Raw genomic sequence first — 19,770 nt, 5'->3', positions numbered from 1 at the left:
TTAACAATAAATCGGAGGATCAGCTTCTTTGATTTGGGAAAGGCCCATCATCTGCCACGCCTCATTTCTACCAAAAGTATGATAGAATAGGAAAGATAGAGAAGTGAGAATTGCTAACGAAGCAAGCTTTCCGAGGAAAGCATGAAGGAGGCCCTGTATGTCTATTCGATTCGTGATCGGCAGAGCCGGTAGTGGGAAAAGTGAACGTTGTTTAGATGAGATGAAGCAGCTTTTGGCGGCAGAGCCGGAAGGTGATCCGCTTATTTTACTAGTGCCGGAGCAGGCAACTTTTCAAGCAGAGCACGCGCTAGTATCAGATCCCGGCATTCGCGGGATGATCCGCGCACAAGTGCTGAGCTTCCATCGTTTGGCATGGCGTGTCATGCAGGAAGAGGGCGGCACGGTCAGACTGCCGATTGATGATACAGGCAAGAAATTGCTCTTAACAAGCATTTTACATAAATATAAAGATCAGCTTCGCCTATTCGGACATTCCGCTGAGCAAATGGGATTTGTCGACAGATTGAATCAGCTTTTTACGGAGATGAAGCGATATTGTGTGACGGCTAAGCAGCTCACGGAGCATGAGGCTAAACGTGCGACGGCACTGGGTGAAAGTGGTTTGCTGCGCGACAAAATGCATGATATACAGCTGGTTTACCGCCAATTTGAGGCAGAGCTGGCACGTCAATATTTGGACGGTGAGGATTATTTGACGCTGCTGGCCGAGCAGATAGCCAAGTCTGCCTATTTGCGTTCGGCTTCGATCTGGATTGACGGCTTCCACGGCTTTACACCGCAAGAGTTTGCTGTCGTGGGCGCTTTATTTGCGAATTGCAGACAAGTGACGATTACACTTTGTGTGGACCGAGAACTGCAAGCCGAAGATAAACCGGACGAGCTGGATCTGTTTCATCCGACAGCGATGACGATGGTTCGCATGCAAGAGATGATTTGGCAGCTTGGGCTGCATGCGCCGGAGGTTCATTTGCTGGCGCCTGAGCACTCGCCTCGTTATGAAGATAGTCCGGCTCTTGGTTATTTGGAACGCAACTTCGATCGACGGATTGGCGGAGCAGCTCGGCGTTATCAACCGGCATCCAATGAGAAGCTAAGCGACCAGCTTGTGATTAAAGAAGCGGTTCACCGCCGTGCCGAAGTTGAAGGGGCCATTCGTGATATGCTGCAGCTCGTTCGCGAGCAAGGCGTGCGGTGGCGAGAAATAGCCGTCATGGTGCGAAATATGGAAGGTTATCAGGATCTGTTGAAAGCGATGCTGACCGACTATGATATTCCTCACTTTTTTGACCAAAAGCGCTCAGTGCTTCATCATCCCCTCGTAGAGTTCATTCGGTCTGCGTTGGAGGTCGTGCAGCATAATTGGCATTACGATGCCGTGTTTCGCTGTGTCAAAACAGACTTGTTGATCCCTGTAGAAGCAGCCGACCAGCGAACAGAGCTGGATAAACTAGAGAACTATGTATTGGCTTTTGGAATTCAAGGGTATAGGTGGACGGACGGCAAGCCATGGACCTTTAAGTTCCGGGCCAACTTGGAGCAAGCGGATGAGCAGGCGCAGGAGCCAACTGCGGAGCTGGATGCATTGAACACAAGCAAAGAATGGGTAGTCAAGCCTTTGCTGGCGTTTTCCAAAAAGCTGCAGCAAGCCAAATCCGTCAAGGATCAAGTCGCTGCTTTGTATGATCTCTTGGTCTCGGTGCAGGCGCCGGAGAAATTAGAGGCATGGAGCGAGGCGGCAACCCGCGATGGCAAGCCAGAAAAAGCCCGTGAGCACGGACAAATGTGGAACAGTGTCATGGATATGCTGGATCAACTGGTGGAGACAATGGGCGAAGATGATCTGTCATTAGAGCTGTTTAATGGTCTCATCGAGACGGGGATGGAGAGCATGAAGCTGGGTCTGGTTCCTCCTTCCATGGATCAGCTGCTCATTGGGAGCATGGATCGGACACGTTCCAGCGGAATTCGCTATGCTTACATATTGGGTGTAAATGATGGGGTCATTCCCGCTCAGATGGCTGAAAAAGGGGTTTTGACGGAAGCAGAGAGAACGGTTTTAACAGATTCCGGACTTCCGATGGCAGATGGAAGCCGCCGCAAGCTGCTGGACGAGCAGTTTATTGTGTATACCTCGCTAACCGTGCCAGGGAAAAGATTATGGTTGAGCTATCCGCTGGCTGATGAGGAAGGGAAATCACTGCTGCCCTCTGAGCTTATCAAGCAAATTCGCCAGCTCTTTCCGGGAACAGAAGCTCCGCTATTGTTGGCTGAACCTTCGAATGAGTCGTCAGCAAACGAACAGTCTTATTATATTGCCCATCCGAATCAGGCGATTTCTTATTTGGCAGTCCGCATGAAGCACTGGATGCTGGGTGGCCGCATGGATGATCTTTGGTGGGAAACCTTTAACTGGTATGCAGCCAAGCCGGAGTGGCAAATGAAGCTTCAATCCGTCGTTCAAGCTTTGCAATATACGAATAAAGAGGAAGGGCTCAGCCTCCGAACAAGCAAGCTGCTGTACGGTCAAAATCTACGAGCGAGTGTTTCACGGATGGAGAAATATGTCGCGTGCCCATTCTCGCACTTTGTTTCGCATGGCTTAAGGCTGCAGGAGCGAAGGGTCTACCGATTGGATGCCCCGGATATTGGGCAATTGTTCCACGCGGCGCTCAATCAATTTGTCCAGAAGCTGCAGCAGGATCAACTTGACTGGGGCTCGCTGACGGCGGAGCAATGCATGGAGCGTTCCGCTCAGGTTGTTGATGAGCTTGCCCCAAGGCTGCAAGGCGAAATCTTGCTGAGTTCAAGCCGCTATGCCTATATTGCGCGGAAATTGAAGCAGGTTGTGGGAAGGGCGGCCGTCGTGCTTGGCGAGCATGCGAAGCATGGTCAATTTGAGCCGCTTGGTTTGGAGATTGACTTTGGGCCTGGCAAAGAATTGCCGCCGCTGATCTTTGAACTTGAGAATGGCTGCACCATGGAAATCATTGGGCGTATTGACCGGGTCGATCGCGCAGACGGCGAACAGGGCGTTCTGTTGCGGGTCATCGATTACAAATCGAGCACAACCTCGTTGCAGCTATCTGAGGTGTATTATGGGCTTTCGCTGCAAATGCTGACGTATTTGGACGTCATTATTACCCATGCCGAGCAGTGGCTGGGCATTGCCGCCAAGCCGGCAGGCGTCCTGTATTTCCACGTCCATAACCCGATGCTGCAGCAAAAAAATGCGCTTGATCCTGCTCAAATTGAGAAGGAGCTGCGCAAACGTTTTAAGATGAAGGGGCTTATTACCGCTGATGCGGAAGTCGCCGGCTTGATGGATGATGAACTGTTACAAAGTGCAGGACATTCTCAGCTGATTCCGGTCGCCTTGAAGAAAGACGGCAGCTTCTATTCCAGCTCCTCGGTTGCTACGGACGAGCAGTGGGATACGCTGCGCAAATATGTACGCAAGCAAGTCAAGCAGATCGGTACCGATATTACGGATGGCCATGTCGATATTTCCCCGTATCGTTTGGGCAAAAAAACAGCCTGCTTGTACTGTTCTTATAAATCGATTTGTCAGTTTGATCCTTTGTTTGAAGGAAACGAACTCCATGTCTTGAAGCAAAGAGGAAAAGATCAGCTTTGGTCCGATTTGGAGCAAGAGGTGAGCCATTAATACGGACGGAAAGGAGAATGGATACGTGAAGAAACAACAACAGCCTAAGCCTCCCGGAAGCACATGGACGGATGATCAATGGGACGCTATTACGCTTAAGGGTCAAAATATGCTGGTCGCCGCAGCGGCTGGCTCAGGAAAAACAGCCGTGCTCGTCGAGCGGATTATACGCCGGATCTCGGACGAGTGGGAGCCGGTAGATGTAGATCGGCTGCTGGTCGCAACGTTCACCAAAGCGGCCGCCTCCGAAATGAAGCATCGGATTCGAGATGCTTTGGAACAAGAGCTGATGAAGCAGCCGCATTCACAGCATCTGCGGAAGCAGCTTGCGCTGATGGGGCGCGCCTCGATTACGACGCTGCATTCCTTCTGCCTGGAAGTCGTGCAGCGGTATTTCAGCCTTATTCGGCTTGATCCCGGCTTTCGCATCGCGAATGAAACGGAAGCCGAGCTGCTTCGCCAGGATTTGCTTGGCGAAATGCTTGAAGAATATTACGCCGCAAGCGGAGAGAACAGCGCCTTCTGGCGGCTGGTCGATTCGTTCAGCGGCGAGCGCAACGACGACGCGATCATGCAGCTGATTCAGAAGCTGTATGATGTGTCGCGCTCTCATCCGTGGCCGGAGCACTGGCTAAGGGCGACGGCTTCGATGTTTGGGCCGCCGGCCGCGCAGGAGATGCCGGAGGAGGTTGCCTCCGTGGTAGAGGAGGCGCTGCCTTACGTTGCGGCGGCTGCGGCGCCGGTGGATTACTCGCTCTGGGAGCAGAGTCTGATTCGCGACCTGACGCTGGATTTGGAAGGCGCAGCGGACTTGCTGCGCCAAGCCGTAGACATCGCGGAATCCCCTGGCGGGCCGGCACCGTATTTGGACAATTTACGGGAAGATTTGCTGCTCGTGAACAACTTGTTAGAAACGACCACCTATCCATGGTCCGTGCTGTATCTGGGCTTTCAGACCGTTGAATTTGGCAAGCTCAAAGCCTGCAAAGGCGACGACTACGACAAAGAGCTCCAAGAGGAAGTTAAGGAGCTGCGCAACAAAGCCAAAGAGCAAATCAATAAAATAAAGGAAGAGCTCTTCGGCCGCACACCGGAACAATTTCACCAAGAAATTGCCGATATGGCTCCGCTTCTGCACACCTTAGTGGACCTGGTTGCTGATTTCGGACAGCGATATCAAACAGGGAAGCAGGCGAAGGGGCTGATCGATTTTGCGGATTTAGAGCACTATTGTTTGCAAATCCTCAGTGCCCCTGGCGCTATCCCTGGTGAATTAATTCCTTCGGAAGCGGCTCTTGCTTACCGTAGACAGTTTGCCGAGGTGCTTCTGGATGAATATCAAGACACGAATCGTGTACAGGAAGCGATCGTTGAATTGATTTCGAATGCGAAGCCTGGCAATCGCTTTATGGTGGGTGACGTGAAACAAAGTATTTATCGGTTCCGTTTGGCTGAGCCAGGTCTTTTTCTGGAGAAGTACAAGGCGTACCGTTCTAATAAAGATGAAACATCAGAATCGCCTGCTGAAGGCGGGAGAATTGATCTGGCGCGTAATTTCCGCAGTCGGCTGCAAGTCGTAGATGCGGTGAATTTTCTTTTTAAGCAAATAATGAACGAATCCGTAGGTGAAATTGCCTATGATGAGCGGGCTGAGCTTGTCTACGGGGCGGGTTACCCGCCATCTGCCTCGGATTGCTCCGTTGAAATGCTGCTGATTAACCGTGAGACGGATACATCGGGGGCAAGCGAGTCCTTTGCTTCAGAAGCAGAAGATGAGGATGAGGGGAATAGCGAACAACCAGGAGATGGCCATGCAGCTGCTATTGATCCTATTCTGGAAGCACAAGAGCTGGAAACTGCGCAGTTGGAGGCCCGTACCATTGCTCGCCAGATTCGTGGACTTCTTGGAGCGGGCGGACAGGATACTTTTCAGGTTTTTGATAAAAAATCAGGCGGAGATCGCCCTGTAACGTATCGGGATATTGTGATCCTGCTGCGCGCTACGCAGATGTGGTCGCCGATCCTTATTGAAGAGCTCAAAAAGCAAGGCATACCCGCGTATGCGGAGCTTAGCACAGGCTATTTTTCGGCAACGGAAGTTGAAGTCATGCTCTCGTTATTGAAGGTCATTGACAATCCTTATCAAGATGTCCCGCTGGCAGCCGTCTTGCGTTCTCCGGTCGTGCAGCTGACGGCCGAGGATTTGGCGCAAATACGAGTGGCAGATAAAACGGTGCCTTTTTATGAGTCGGTCTTGCAGCTTGTGAAAGCTGAGAAGTCTGCGGAGAATGAGCCTCTTCTGCAGAAGCTGACATATTTCCTAAGTCTTTTGGAAAAATGGCGGACCGAGGCTAGGCAGGGCTCTCTTGCTGATTTAATTTGGAACATTTACAGGGAAACAGGCTATTATGATTTCGCCGGCGGCTTGCCGGGCGGCATGCAAAGACAAGCGAATTTAAGAGCCTTGTACGATCGGGCGAGACAATATGAAAGCACATCACTGCGCGGATTATTCCGCTTTCTCCGTTTTATAGAACGAATGAAGGAAAGCGGAGGCGATCTCGGGACCGCGCGTGCGCTAGGTGAACAAGAAGACGTCGTAAGAATCATGTCGATTCATAAAAGCAAGGGACTGGAATTCCCTGTTGTCTTTGTAGCCGGAATGGCAAAAATGTTTAATCAACGGGATTTGAATGATGCGTTTCTCTTGCACAAAGAGCTTGGTTTCGGACCACGGTTTGTAGATACCGCCTTGCGAGTCAGCTACCCGACCCTGCCTTCCTTAGCGATCAAACGGCGTATGAAGCTTGAGCTTTTGGCAGAGGAAATGCGTGTCTTATATGTTGCCTTGACCAGGGCCAGAGAAAAGCTGTATTTGCTCGGAACCGTGAAATCGCTCGACAAACTGCTTCGTGGTTGGGGACGCCATCTTTCGAGGACGCAGTGGTATTTGCCTGACTTTGAATTGGCCAAAGCCAAAAGCTATCTCGACTGGGTTGGTCCAGCGCTGCTTCGTCACCCGGATGCTGCGCTCTGGAGAGAGCGTCTTGGGCTCAGTGAGTCATCCTCGGGGGTGCGGCTGCTGAGCGATCCTTCGCAGTGGAAACTAACCATCATTATGCCAGAGAGCTTGCAGCTGGAAGAAATAACGGAGTCAGAAAGCAATGTGCCGGATGCGGCACGCATGGAGCGAGTTAGTCATTTGCAAGCTGTGGCTGTAGCGGGTGATTGGAAGGAATGGCTGGAGGATAAGCTGTCTTGGGATTACACCTATTCCGAAGCGCCTAAGCTGTTTGCCAAAACAACGGTTTCGGAAATCAAACGGCTGTCGGAGCTCAATCGAATTGCCGAAGATATGGAGCTTCCATTTGGTGGCGACATGGCTTCCTTGAAAGCAGATGTTCCTGAAAAGCACAATTCGCGTGCGACCATTTGGCGCAGACCCAGATTCATGGAAGAGAAGAAAATGACAGCCGCTGAAAAAGGAACCATTGTTCACGCCGTCATGCAGAATCTATCCTTGCAGGAAATGCCGACGGAAGCGAGCATACAGGCCACGTTAGCTGAAATGCTGAGTAAGCAAACACTCACGTTGGAACAAAGTACGGTTGTGGATATTCCTGTTATTTTGCGCTTTTTTCAGACTGAGGTTGGAAGACGAATGATACAGGCATCCCGTATCCAACGGGAGGTTCCATTTAGCTATGGATTGCCCGCAGATGAGGTTTATCTGGGAACGGATCGTTCCACGTCAGGCGAGACGGTGCTGATTCAAGGGGTTATTGATTGCTTGTTTGAGGATGAGCTAGGCCTTGTGCTGGTTGATTATAAAACGGATGCGGTCAAGGGCAGCAGCGATGCCGAGCTTCAATTACGTTATGAAAAGCAAATAACATTGTATTCACGAGCTGTGGAACAAATTTGGAAGCGGCCGATCAATGGGAAATTTCTGTATTTCTTTGATGGCGCGAAATTGTTGGAAATGTAGGGTGGGGGATTGAAATATGCGGATTTTACACACAGGTGATTGGCATTTTGGCCGATCCCTTGAAGGGCGCAGCCGATTGGAAGAGCAGACTGCATTCGTCGATGAGCTTGTGCGAATTGTACAGGATGAAGCCGTTGATCTGGTGTTGATTGCCGGTGATATTTATGACAGCGTGAATCCGCCTGCCGCAGCAGAGCAGCTCTTCTACGAAGGCATCGCTCGCTTGGCAGAAGGCGGGAAACGGCATGTAGCGATCATTTCCGGCAATCATGATCATCCGGATCGGCTTGCTGCTTCAGGCCCTCTTGCGGCCAAGCAAGGCATCACATTAATCGGCCTGCCGGTAGCGGATATTCAGTCGATTGGCATTGCCCGAACAGGTGAATTAGCCCGTTTGATTGCGCTGCCGTATCCTTCAGAATCGCGCCTGAAAGAGCTGCTTTCCGATGTAGCGGAAGAAGAAGTGCTAAGGAGCAAATACTCGGAGCGGGTTGGCTCGCTCATTCGCAAGCAGGCAGCTGCATTCCAAACGGACACCGTGAATTTAATTATGAGTCACTTATACGTCCTTGGCGGACACGAAACCGAATCAGAGCGCCCGATTCAAGTCGGCGGGGCTTATACGGTGGATACTAGTGCTTTGACGGCGGGCGCGCAGTACGTGGCGCTTGGGCATTTGCACCGACCGCAGAACGTGAAGGCTGCTTCTCCCATCAGATACTGCGGATCGCCGATTGCTTACAGCTTCTCGGAGGCTGGACAGGCCAAATCGGTCACATTATTGGACCTATCCCCTGGACAGGCTGCCGAGCCGAAGGAAATATTTCTGACTTCCGGGCGTCCGCTCGTGAGCTGGAAAGCCAAAGAAGGCATAGGCCAAGTCCACCAATGGTTAGAGGAGCGGAAAGATGCGACAGCGTGGATTGACTTGGAGATCACAATGACAGAAGCCATGTCGATTGAACAGATTCAATCACTTCGCAAAGCGTACGAGGGATTCATCCATATTCGTCCGATTTATCCAGAGATGGAGGCGGCCAGAGCTGCTGTGCCGAAGGCGGATCTGTCCATGGAGGAGCATTTCACGCGCTTCTACGCCCGTCAAACCGGTGGTGCGCAGCCGGAGCCTGAGCTGGTGCGGTTGTTCTTAGAGCTGCTGCAGGAGAAAGATTTGGCGGATGCTGTTGGTGACTAAGTTGGCGTTGATGTGCGAGAGAGAAGATAGGTTGGAAGATTATGAGGAAATGACTTTTCGTAGGCAGTGGTGGGTCTGATCTGACCTGACCTGGATAAAGATATATCTGCCGGAGCATGTTCTGTTCGGTATTGTTCTATTCTGTTGTATCTACAAAATCTATGCGGCCGTTTGAGCAAGATTATTTGTGAGGATGCGTTGTTTTGAATGCGTTTATAATCATAGGACACCCCTCCCACTATTCTTGTCAACTGGCTGTGTTTGAAATGTTCATAGAGGTTTATTCATTTAAGTGTTTGTAGATATGACAGAACGTGCGTATCAGAGGGTCTTTGGGTTTCAAAGACTGTTAATTAAAAAATCCACGTTGCTTGACGCCACATTTCATCCCAAAGATAGAAGCAATAGATTTCTGTAATCAAGCTTACAAGTATGCAAATAAAAGCGTGAGTTTGTTTGAAGATGATTGCAACAAATAAGATTAATGCGGGGAGATAGTATTTGTAGATATCAAGAAGCAATTGCTCATGCCCCATTATGTTGGAGTTACTTATCATTAATATGACAATTGTTACTACAAAGTAGAAGATGCCTATGAATATTCCAAGAATCAACATGGATAAGTAGTTTAGAGTTTTCATTTGAAAACCTCGCTTTCTATAAATCTAGTATAGTAATTCTAATTAGCTTAAATAAGTACTAACTTGATGTAGTACTGATTGTGTTTATTTTATTCCCAAATGACACTTGTGGATAACTTGAAAGCAGGAAGGAGGAGTGTCGCGTTGCGTCCAATTCAGTTGCAGATGTCCGGGCTACAGAGTTATCGAGAATTGCAGACGATCAATTTTGGTCAATTAGTGGATGCGGGTGTTTTTGGTATTTTCGGGCCCACAGGCAGTGGGAAATCATCCATTCTGGATGCTATTACCTTAGCTTTGTACGGCAAGGTCGAGAGAGCCAGTGGCGGTACACAAGCGATTATGAATCATGCGGAACAAACATTGTTTGTTTCTTTTACGTTTGAACTTACGAATGCGGCAGGGACTGAACGTTACCATGTGGAGAGACAATTTAAACGTGGTACGGAAATGTCGATTAACGGGACCATTACGCGGCTTTTACATATCAAAGAAGGCGAAACTATTGTACTCGCGGATAAAGCCGGTGAGGTGAATCAGCAGGTACAGCATATTTTGGGACTTTCCATGCAGGATTTCACGAGAGCGGTTGTGCTTCCTCAAGGCAAATTTGCCGAGTTTCTTACGTTAACGGGCAAAGATCGCAGACAAATGCTGCAGCGGCTTTTCCATCTGGAACAATATGGGGATCACTTGAGCGCTAAAGTGAGTGCCAAGGTGAAGGAAACGGACAGCGCCGTAAAGCAGCTTGCAGCTGAGCAGCAGGGGCTTGGGGACGCGTCCGAGCAAGCGCTGCAAGAAGCGAAGGAAAAGCTTTCGCAAGCGGAGGCGGAAGAGGTTCGAAGTCGAACGCAGTTGGAACAGCAGGAAATAAAAGCTGAGGAGCAGAAGCGAGTTTATCAGTGGCAGCAGGAGAAGGAACAGCTTGAACGGGAGTCGCAAAAACAGCAGGAGCAAGAAAATCAGGTTCGTGAGAAAGAGCTGCTGCTGCTCAAAGCTGAACAAGCTGATCGCGTCAAACCGTATCTCGAACAATTTGGTTTAGCAGCTAGCGGGGTTCAAATCACGCAGACACAGCTTGAACAAGCTTCGAAGAGCCAGCATGCCGCACAAACAGGGTATGAAGCGGCTGCTCATAAATCAGAACAAGCCCAGCTAGACTTGGCACAGCAGGAAGGGCCTCTCTTACTGCGGTTGGATCAGCTTGAACAAGCGCTTGTGATTGGGCAGGAATTGAATCAGGTCCAGCTGCAAATGCAAGCTGCTCAGCAGCAAGAAGCGGAAGTGAAGTCGAAGCTCACGCTGCTGCAGGCAGAAGTTTCCAAAAGTGCGGATACTAAGCAAAAGGCGATCCAAAAGCAATCGGATCTCAAAGATCAGCTAAAGCAAGTCGAGACGAACGCAGCGTCCAGGCAATTGCTGCATTCGGCTGTTCAAGATAAGAAGGCGATTGAGCAATTGCAAGGTCAGGAGCTGGAAGCTAGGAAGACGAAAACGGAAAAAGCGGATGCTTATACAGCTGTTGAGCATAATCAGCGTCTTTTAGCATCCCAAAGGCAAGCGATCCAAACGAAGCTGTTTGAATGGTTGAAGCAATCTGCGGATGTAGGAACAGCAATACGAAGGAATCAACTAACACTAACCGCATTCATTCCCAATTTGCAGCTCGGCATTGATCGCGAGAAGAAGCTTTGGAAACTGGAAGAGAGGCACACTTTGGCGGCTATTTTGGCCAATGATCTTCACGATGGCGAACAATGTCCGGTCTGTGGTGCAACAGAGCATCCTTATAAAGAACATCAAACGGCACGCGGTACATCAGCTCCTGAGAAGGATGCAGAATCTGTGGAGGAAAGAATTCGCCAAGGAGAAGAGCTTCTTCAGCTTGCCAAGGAAAAGCTATTCTCGCACAATCAATTGTTTCGTCGGCTGGAGACGGCTGCGCAGCAAGCTGTGGAAGCAGCTTCTGTCTATTCGCGAAATGTGGAAGCAGGTAATGAGGCGGAAGAACAGCATTCGCTTGCTTGGCAGCAAGCGGCTGTCAGCGATGATTCTCTTGCAGCGATGAGTATGAGAGAGCTTGATGAAGCAAGCAGCATGGATGATTTGTTCACTAAGTGGCATGAAATGGACATATTTGCTGCGGATTATCGTGCATTTGAAGATTTGGAACGAGCTTTTCAGAGTTTGCTGAAAGAACAAACGTTAACAGAACAACAAGTCGTGCAAGCAGCAGCGCAGCAGGAGGCGGCGGCCAGCTTATTGACGGAGGCGACGAGCAAGCTGACGCAGCTTGAGTTCTCACGAAGCGAGCAGTTGAAGCTATGGCAGCAGCGATATGCTGAGCTTGCGTGGGATACTGTTGAACAGCGGCTTGAACAGCTTCTTGCGAATGAACGACTGGCGGAGGAGCTGCGCAGCCGCATAGAGAAAAGCATCCCATTCCTGGACGAGCTGAATGGGAAGCTGGAGGAGCTCCAGCGTGCCGTTCTGGAGCAGGATCGCACTGCCCTGCAGCTGCACGAGCGGCTGCAGGGTCTGGCGCAGCTCGCCGCGGACAAGTCGCGGCAGCTCGCTTTGCGCGCGCCCGGCGCGGCTGTGCCGCAGCTCATCGCGGAGGCGACCTCCGCGCTTGCGCAGTTGCGGCAGCTCGCGCAGACGACCAAGCTCGCGCACGCTGAAGCGCAGCGCGAGCAGCTTCTGGCGGCGCAGCGCTTCAGCGCCGCCGCCGAAGCCGCTGCCGCTGCTGCGCGGCAGCAGGCCCAGACCGAGCGCGCGCTGCACAGCGCGCTGGCTGAGAACGGCTTCGCGTCGCGCGAAGCCGCCGAAGCTGCGGTGCTGGCGCCTGAGCAGCGCAGCTTGTGGGCGCAGCTCGCGGCGGAGCACCGCGAGCGCGAGCAGGCGCTGCGCGCCCAGCTGGCGCAGCTGGCAGCGAAGCTGCAAGGCCGCGTGCTGAGCGCGGACGAGTGGGCGCTCGCGCAAGCGCAGCTGAGCGCTGCGAAAGCAAGCGCTGCGGCCGCGCTGGAGGCGCGGGCTCAAGCAGCGCAAGGCGCAAGCGAGCTTGCCGCGCGGCATGCACGCTGGTGCGAGCTTGAATCGCGCCGTGCAGAGCAGGCAGCGCAGCTGGAGCGGCTTGGCAAATTGCAAGCCGTTCTCAAAGCCAATGCGTTCGTCGAATATTTGGCCGAAGAACAGCTCATGCAGGTCAGCCGGGCAGCTTCCGAACGGCTGGGCGAATTAACACGTCGACGTTATGCGATTGAAGTCGACTCGGGTGGCGGCTTTGTCATCCGGGATGACGCCAATGGAGGCGTGAAGCGTCCGGTCAGCACGTTGTCGGGCGGAGAAACCTTCCTGACCTCGCTGGCTTTGGCGCTCGCCCTCTCCGCGCAGATTCAGCTGAAAGGGGAATACCCGCTGGAATTCTTCTTCTTGGATGAAGGCTTCGGTACGCTTGATCAGGATCTCCTGGATATGGTGATCGGAGCGTTGGAGAAGCTTCATATGGACAGCTTGGCCGTAGGCGTTATTTCCCACGTGCCGGAACTGAGAGCGCGATTGACACGCAAGTTAATCGTGCATCCTGCTGAACCATCCGGTCGCGGCAGCCGTATTGTTCTTGAAGAATTGTAATGGAGCGGCGGTTTTGCCGTCTGCTGTCGTAAATTCCTGCGGTTATACATCCTTTTCGTCTTGGAAACAAGCAAAATGGTGAAAAGCCTGCGATTGTGCATCTTTTAGTAGCCTTTTTTCCATTCCAGGATGGAAAGGCTAATAAAGCCTGCATAATCGCAGGCTTTATTATGTTTTCACCCGATTTGATCGGAAAAACCTGCACTTTTGCAGGCTTTCTTTCCAAATTTGGTGAAATCTTTGCGTCAGCCCCTTTTGGCTGCCTGCTCTTAGCTTTAGGTGAACACATCAAGCCAATTCGTACAAGTTGGCATAAACTGCTACATCTTTCCGGAAAAGGAGAATGTAGATGGCTACCTTTCAAGAGGCTCTTAAGCATAAGAACAGGATTTCCCCTGTTTTACTGAAAAGAGCAGGAGTTACAGCGGTTGGCGTGGGCTATGCGGATCCTCAGAAGCCTGCGTTGGGAGCGGGCGTAATTGTGTATACCCACCAGAAGATCATACCTTCCAGTCTCACTAGTTTAAAAGGGGTATTAACCAAAGCGGGCACGTCGGTGCCTGTGCGTTTTGTACATGCAGGCAAATTCAACGCTCATGGATCATCTTCCAATGCGAGAGGAAGTAAAGCGACTTCGTTCACCGGCAGAGTTCGTCCAGTTCCAGGGGGAGTAAGTGTTGGGAAATTAAATCCAGATGCGACAGGAACGGCAGGTCTAATTGTAATCAAAAATAATCAGCTTTACGTTCTGAGCAATAACCACGTGTTAATCAACAATAATTCATCGGCTTTTTCGGCGACAGTGCAACCCGGTGCGGCTGATGGAGGTACTGGCAGCAGGGACACCATTGGACGGGCTTTTCAGTTCGTGAGACTCGTTCCAGGAGGCGTGAATTTCCAGGATTCGGCGATTGCTCTCCCGACTTCAAACGGTGTATTGAATCCTCGCTACCAGATAAGCTCATCTGGCCAATTAATTACGGTTCCGGGGCATTTGCTCAGCTATCCGGTTGGCTTGCAAGTCATGAAATCAGGACGGACAACCGGTTTTGTTAGAGGAACGGTAGAAGCCAATAATGCGGATATTCGCGTCTCCTATGGGGGAACACTGGGCACACTGCTGTTCCGGAATCAGTCCATTATTCTCGGCAATAATGGGCCTGTATCACTTCCAGGTGATTCCGGTTCCGTTTGGCTTCGGGCTAGTGATCGGTATGCCGCTGCGCTTAATTTTGCCGGCACTGCTGATGGGAAGCGTTCGATTAGCAATCCGCTTGCCATTGTTATGTCGACTTATGGAATTCGTGTGGCTATACCGGCTGCGAATAACACAGTTAGGAGCGGGTTCATTCGCGGGATTGCTCCAATCGGCAATCATGCCTACGTACAGCCGTTGACAGAGCAGCAAAGAAAACGGATGCGCGCCGTTTTTGTCAAAGCCAGATAACCGAAGGGTTGTTGCTGAACCAGTGAGCTCTGAGCTCACTGGTTTTATTTGTTTTTGGCCCAAGTGCTACTTTCCAGCCTTTAAGACGTATCTAGTTACAGACAGACCACGCAAAACAGAGGGAAATGGGGGCGGTTGGCTTGAAAACGATGAGAAAAAGAGTTGGGATTTTAACATTGGCTGCAGGTTTTATAGCTGCTAGTCTTGCAAGCTCACCGGCACCTGCTCGCGCAGATGTGGTTTGGGATCATTGGCAGAAGGCGGAATCACTGAGTTCCAGCGGGGATAAAGGCGGGGCTGTCCCGCATTGGGTATTTCTGGCTGATTATTATGCGAGTACAGGGGAATGGGAAAACGCTGCGCTTTTCTGTGGGAAATTGGATGCCTACTATGACGCCCTGGGGGATTATGATCAAGCGATTTATTATTATGAATTGGAAAATACTTACTGGGTAAAAGCGGGACGAGACTGGGGCGCCGTAAAGCTGCAGCGTGCAGATCAAATCCGCACAACGGTTGAATTATATAAGCAAGACCGCAATCAATCGGAGCTAAAGCAATCAGCGCTTCCGAAGTATGGGCAATTGGCTAAATTTGAACCCGCGTATGGCACGTATTTAGGCATGTATTCGGAGCAAGATCCTAAAGTAGGCAACTTATTCAGTAAGACGGAGTCTGTTTACGGTAAAAAGCATGCGATTAATTTGGCTTATGCGCATTGGGGACAAAGCTTTCCGGCGACGTATGCCAAACGCGCCAAAGAAGCAGGGGGAGCATTGCAAATCGCTTGGGAACCCGACGATGGGCTGGATCCCGTATCAGACGGCACTTATTTACGGAAATGGGCGCAGGATGCCAAGGCTGCGGGGATTCCGATCTTCCTGCGCTTTGCTGGAGAAATGAATGGCGCTTGGGTCAAGTGGCACGGCAATCCTGCCCAATACATCGCCAAATTCCGCATGCTGCATGATGTATTCGCTGAAGAGGCTCCGAATGTCGCGATGGTGTGGAGCCCGGGGGATGTGCCTGCGAATGATATTGATCCCTATTATCCGGGAGATGCTTATGTTGATTGGGTTGGCGTTAGCTTATACATCGAACCCTACGAAAATGGAGATCCGTCTTTGCCCTCCATGCTTCCAACTAGCAGCGTAGAAAGATTGACAAGGCTTTACAACACGTATTCGGATCGTAAGCCGTTAATGCTTAGCGAAACGGGAGTCCCGCATTATTCGCATGCGGCACAGGAAGATTTCACGGAGTGGGCTAAACTGAATCTTCAACGGTTATATGAAATTATGCCTTACAAATATCCAAGATTAAAAGCGATCACTTATTTTAATGTGGATCAGCAAATGGAAAATGCCAAAAATGATTACTCCTTGTCAGACTCTTCAGAGATTCAGGCATATTACCGGCAAATGATTGCGAATCCTTACTTGTTATCCAAGGTTGCCGATGCAGCGAAGCCTGCTGATGGCGTAGGTTATGTGCCTGTGGATGCCAATCATCAATCTTTCACGAAACAGACGAAGTTCATTCCTTTTGTGAAAATACCTGAGGTGTACATTGGCAAAATTGCTTATGTTCTGAATGGACGTGTGATTGCAACGCAGTCGGAGCTGCCTTACGGCCTGATGCTGCGAGCCGGAGAGGTTCCTGAAGGTTCTGTGCTGCAGCTCAAGGTTTACAACCAAGCAGGCACGCAAGTTGCCTTGCGTACGTTCGGTATCTCATCGCAAGTATCTGTCGAGATTAACGGAAAAGAGCAGCAATTCGAGCAACCCCCTGTGATCAGGAATGGTTCTACGTTAACGCCTTTACGTGCTATTTTTGAAGCAATGGGGGCGAAAGTTGAATACGATGCCGCAACGAAGACAGTTACGGCGCACAAAGGCAGCACGACCGTTCGCCTGACAATAGGTCAGAAAACGGTTTATGTGAATGGCAAGTCAAGTGAACTGGAGGAGCCTGCACAGCTGGTGAACGGCTTTACGCTAGCTCCCGCCCGATTTGTAGGAGAAACCTTTGGCGGGGAGGTCGCTTGGGACGGGTCAAGCAGGACAGTAACGATTGCAACCAAATAGGGAACGAAAAAAAGCTGTTCTATCCTCTGACAAGCTGTCAGGCGATGGGGCAGCTTTTTTTTGTGCTCAGTTAGTTAACTGCCGTTAACCCCCCCTCAATTGATAGGCTGCATAGAGCTTTTAGCGCCAAGGAAGGGGTTTGGGGCTCAATTATGACATAGACATTAATTATAATTTAGTTAAACGCATAACTGATAAATGAATTTAATGGCAAAAAGATAGCGTTATCATCTTGTAAAATAGGCTATTTCGTTCTATAATTCAGTTAAACGTGTAACTAAAGAGGGGAACTCATGAAAAAACCAACGATTAAAGATGTTGCTAAAGTCGCAGGCGTTTCCGCAGCCGCAGTTTCCTACGCCTTGAACGGCAGAACGGATAAAGTTTCAAATGAAACGATTGAACGAATTAAGGGGATTATCGAGACTTTGAACTACAAGCCGGATTTCTCGGCGAGAAGCTTGGTTAAGAACCAGTCCAAACTTATTGGCATCGTCATTCCGCAGACGGAGTCTCACAAACAGCTCATTCTTGAAAACCCTTTCTACAGCGAAATGATCAGTGGCATTGAAGGCAAGCTGCGGGAGTATGGTTATCATCTGCTGCTATCGGGCGTGAATCAAGGCGAAAGCTATCTGGATTTGTCCATTCAACGCAATTTGGATGGCGCCATTATGATGGGGATTTATCCGGAACAATTTTATGACGGCTTTAAGAAGATTAATATCCCAATTGTACTCATCGACAGCTATATTAACGATAATTATTTTAAGCGCATTGGCATTGATGATGAGTATGGCGGTTATTTGGCTACGAAGTATCTCATTGACAAGGGACACTCCAACATCGGTTTGGTGACGGGGGCCATTCGCAAGGATGGAGTCGTGGAGAAGCGTTTCCTCGGATATAAGCGAGCGATTCGCGAAGCGAATTTTTTCTACAATCCGGATTACGTGTTCGAAGAATCGATGAGCTATGAGCATGGGATGGCTGCCGGCCAATTAATCGCGAAGAAATTTCCGGAAATTACCGCCGTGTTTGCAACAGGAGATATGGTGGCATTCGGAGCGATAAGGAGCTTGGTGGATCAAGGGAAAAAGGTTCCCGAGGATATATCCGTTATTGGTTTTGATGATATTACGATGTCCAAAATGTTCATTCCTCCACTAACCACGATTCGTCAAAACATTACGGAAAAGGGTGCGATTGCAGCTGAACATCTCATCAACATGATTCAAGGCGGGGTGGAGCAAGAGGCCAATGAAATTATGCTGCCGCTAACGATTGTGGAGAGAGCTACTGTCAAGGTCAAGGAATAACCATCACCCCGGGAATAACGGAAAAGGAGAACGTCATGGTCGGACAAAACAAACTATCCAAATTGGTTGTCATTATCGGATTTTTACTTCCCAGCTTAGCGGGGCTGCTGCTTTTCCAGCTCGTCCCGATGCTTTCGTCGGCGGTCATCAGCTTCACGAATTGGGATTTGCTGACCCCGGCGAAGTTCGTAGGCTTCGATAATTATACGGAAGCTTTGCAAGATGAGAAAACGCTTACATCCTTACTTAATATCATTCAATACATTATCGGATATTTACCATCCGTACTCATCTTCGGCGTATTATTCGCCGTCTTGCTGAATAGAAAGCTCAGAGGGATAAAGCTGTACCGCATGTTCATCTTCGTGCCGGTCATTACGTCTTGGGTAGCGGTTTCCATCGTATGGCGCTGGTTGTTGAACGGCCAAAACGGACTGATTAATTATTTGTTGTCGCTGGTCGGCATACAAGGGCCCGTCTGGCTGCAGGATTTTGTTTGGGCAATGCCCTCCATCATCGCAGTGAGTGTATGGAAGGATATCGGTTACGTGACGGTCATTCTTCTCGCTGGGCTGCAAGATATTTCCGAGGATTACTATGAAGCGGCGACGATTGACGGTGCTGGCGGCTTTCAGCAGTTTATCCGAGTAACATTGCCGCTGCTTACGCCAAGTATTTTCTTCGTGCTGGTCATCTCGCTTATCAATGGGTTTCAGCTTTTTGATCAGGTCCTTGTCATGACGGGCGGCGGCCCGGCAGGACAAACGAGCACGCTTGTGCAGCAAATTTATGGGAACGCCTTCCAAAGCTATAAAATGGGCTTCGCCTCAGCGCAGTCATGGATCTTGTTCGTCATTATTTTCATCGTCACTATTTTCCAGCAAAAGCTTCAGAAAAGGTGGGTTACCTATGACAGATAAATATTTGCCGTATCGGAACCTGCTTTCACATCTTATTTTGATTGTGGCAGCTATCGTTCTTATGTTCCCTTTTGTATGGATGCTATCCGGTTCCTTCAAAGATAATCTGGAAGTCGTCAGAATGCCTCCGAATCTCATTCCTGATACGTTTAAATTCAGCAATTATGTGGAGATTACCAAATTCTTTCCGATCTATCGCTTTTTGGGGAACAGTGTGGCCGTATCCATCGTCACAACAGCGGCACAAATCGTTGTATGCGCGATGGCCGCATTTGTATTTGCCAAAATTCCTTTTCGAGGCAGAGAGACGCTGTTCGTGCTGTATCTTATTACGATGATGATCCCGATGCAGGTCACGATGACACCGCTTTTTATCGTGTTTCAAAAGCTGCATTTGACCAATACGTATTTGGGTCTCATTTTACCAGGCATCTTCAGCGCTTACGGGACTTTCCTGCTTAGACAGCATATCATGACGATTCCTGATCCGTTGATCGAAGCGGCCAGAATGGACGGAGCCTCTTATCTCAGAGTATTCATGAGCATCATTCTACCGTTAAGCAAGCCTGCTTTGGCGACGCTGGCGATCTTCGCTTTCATGGCGTCATGGAACAATTTCCTATGGCCGCTCATTATTACGAGCGATAAGGAGTTAATGACACTTCCGATTGGACTCAGTAAACTGCAGGGCAGATGGGCGACAGAATGGAACATTTTGATGGCAGGCAACGTGATCAGCTTTATACCGATTTTTATCGTATTTCTATTTGCTTCCAGATACTTTATTAAGGGAATGACGATGAGTGGTGTGAAAGGATAATGAGAGGGGTGATGTAAGTCGTTAATCGTTAGGTG

General features: G+C 49.9%; 9 protein-coding genes. All 9 read left to right on the top strand.

Annotated features, from left to right (window positions below):
* Positions 1-157: 157 nt before the first annotated feature.
* The 9 genes from addB (at position 158) to BC351_RS10750 (ending at position 19,735) form a co-directional block, all read left to right on the top strand.
* Positions 158-3,685 carry a helicase-exonuclease AddAB subunit AddB gene (gene addB, locus BC351_RS10795; protein ID WP_079411685.1) on the top strand — a complete coding sequence of 1,176 codons (3,528 nt, stop codon included), beginning with the start codon at positions 158-160 and terminating at the stop codon, positions 3,683-3,685.
* 25 nt (positions 3,686-3,710) lie between these two features.
* Positions 3,711-7,673: a helicase-exonuclease AddAB subunit AddA gene (gene addA, locus BC351_RS10790; protein WP_079411684.1), complete on the top strand. Its 3,963-nt coding sequence runs from the start codon at positions 3,711-3,713 to the stop codon at positions 7,671-7,673.
* A gap of 16 nt (positions 7,674-7,689) precedes the next feature.
* Positions 7,690-8,868: an exonuclease SbcCD subunit D gene (locus tag BC351_RS10785; RefSeq protein ID WP_079411683.1), complete on the top strand. Its 1,179-nt coding sequence runs from the start codon at positions 7,690-7,692 to the stop codon at positions 8,866-8,868.
* A gap of 785 nt (positions 8,869-9,653) precedes the next feature.
* Positions 9,654-13,142: an AAA family ATPase gene (locus BC351_RS10775; RefSeq protein ID WP_079411679.1), complete on the top strand. Its 3,489-nt coding sequence runs from the start codon at positions 9,654-9,656 to the stop codon at positions 13,140-13,142.
* A 349-nt stretch (positions 13,143-13,491) separates the two neighbouring features.
* A complete protein-coding gene (locus BC351_RS10770) occupies positions 13,492-14,589 on the top strand; it encodes a chymotrypsin family serine protease (RefSeq protein WP_244208958.1) in 1,098 nt (365 codons plus the stop codon).
* A 149-nt stretch (positions 14,590-14,738) separates the two neighbouring features.
* A complete protein-coding gene (locus BC351_RS10765; protein ID WP_144028357.1) occupies positions 14,739-16,676 on the top strand; it encodes a stalk domain-containing protein in 1,938 nt (645 codons plus the stop codon).
* Between the two features lie 293 nt (positions 16,677-16,969).
* Positions 16,970-17,995, top strand: coding sequence for a LacI family DNA-binding transcriptional regulator (locus BC351_RS10760; protein ID WP_079411675.1), 1,026 nt, complete (start codon positions 16,970-16,972; stop codon positions 17,993-17,995).
* Positions 17,996-18,030: 35 nt separating this feature from the next.
* The gene (locus tag BC351_RS10755) at positions 18,031-18,915 is read left to right on the top strand and encodes a carbohydrate ABC transporter permease (RefSeq protein WP_079411673.1); all 885 of its coding nucleotides are present in this window, start codon (positions 18,031-18,033) and stop codon (positions 18,913-18,915) included.
* On the top strand, positions 18,905-19,735 hold the full coding sequence (locus BC351_RS10750) for a carbohydrate ABC transporter permease (RefSeq protein ID WP_079411671.1): 831 nt from the start codon (positions 18,905-18,907) through the stop codon (positions 19,733-19,735). The genes BC351_RS10755 and BC351_RS10750 overlap by 11 nt, the downstream gene beginning before the upstream one ends.
* Positions 19,736-19,770: the final 35 nt, after the last annotated feature.

Origin of the sequence: Paenibacillus ferrarius (assembly GCF_002027705.1) — a bacterium.
Lineage (GTDB): Bacteria > Bacillota > Bacilli > Paenibacillales > NBRC-103111 > Paenibacillus_E > Paenibacillus_E ferrarius.
The sequence above is the reverse complement of the archived record's forward strand: the minus strand, read 5'-3'. Positions and strand labels throughout refer to the sequence as shown.

Excerpts from the sequence above, each read along its gene's own strand:
- addB (WP_079411685.1), top strand. The coding sequence starts at position 158 with ATGTCTATTCGATTCGTGATCGGCAGAGCCGGTAGTGGGAAAAGTGAA.
- BC351_RS10785 (WP_079411683.1), top strand. The coding sequence starts at position 7,690 with ATGCGGATTTTACACACAGGTGATTGGCATTTTGGCCGATCCCTTGAA.
- BC351_RS10770 (WP_244208958.1), top strand. The coding sequence starts at position 13,492 with ATGGCTACCTTTCAAGAGGCTCTTAAGCATAAGAACAGGATTTCCCCT.
- BC351_RS10765 (WP_144028357.1), top strand. The coding sequence starts at position 14,739 with ATGAGAAAAAGAGTTGGGATTTTAACATTGGCTGCAGGTTTTATAGCT.
- BC351_RS10760 (WP_079411675.1), top strand. The coding sequence starts at position 16,970 with ATGAAAAAACCAACGATTAAAGATGTTGCTAAAGTCGCAGGCGTTTCC.
- BC351_RS10755 (WP_079411673.1), top strand. The coding sequence starts at position 18,031 with ATGGTCGGACAAAACAAACTATCCAAATTGGTTGTCATTATCGGATTT.
- BC351_RS10750 (WP_079411671.1), top strand. The coding sequence starts at position 18,905 with ATGACAGATAAATATTTGCCGTATCGGAACCTGCTTTCACATCTTATT.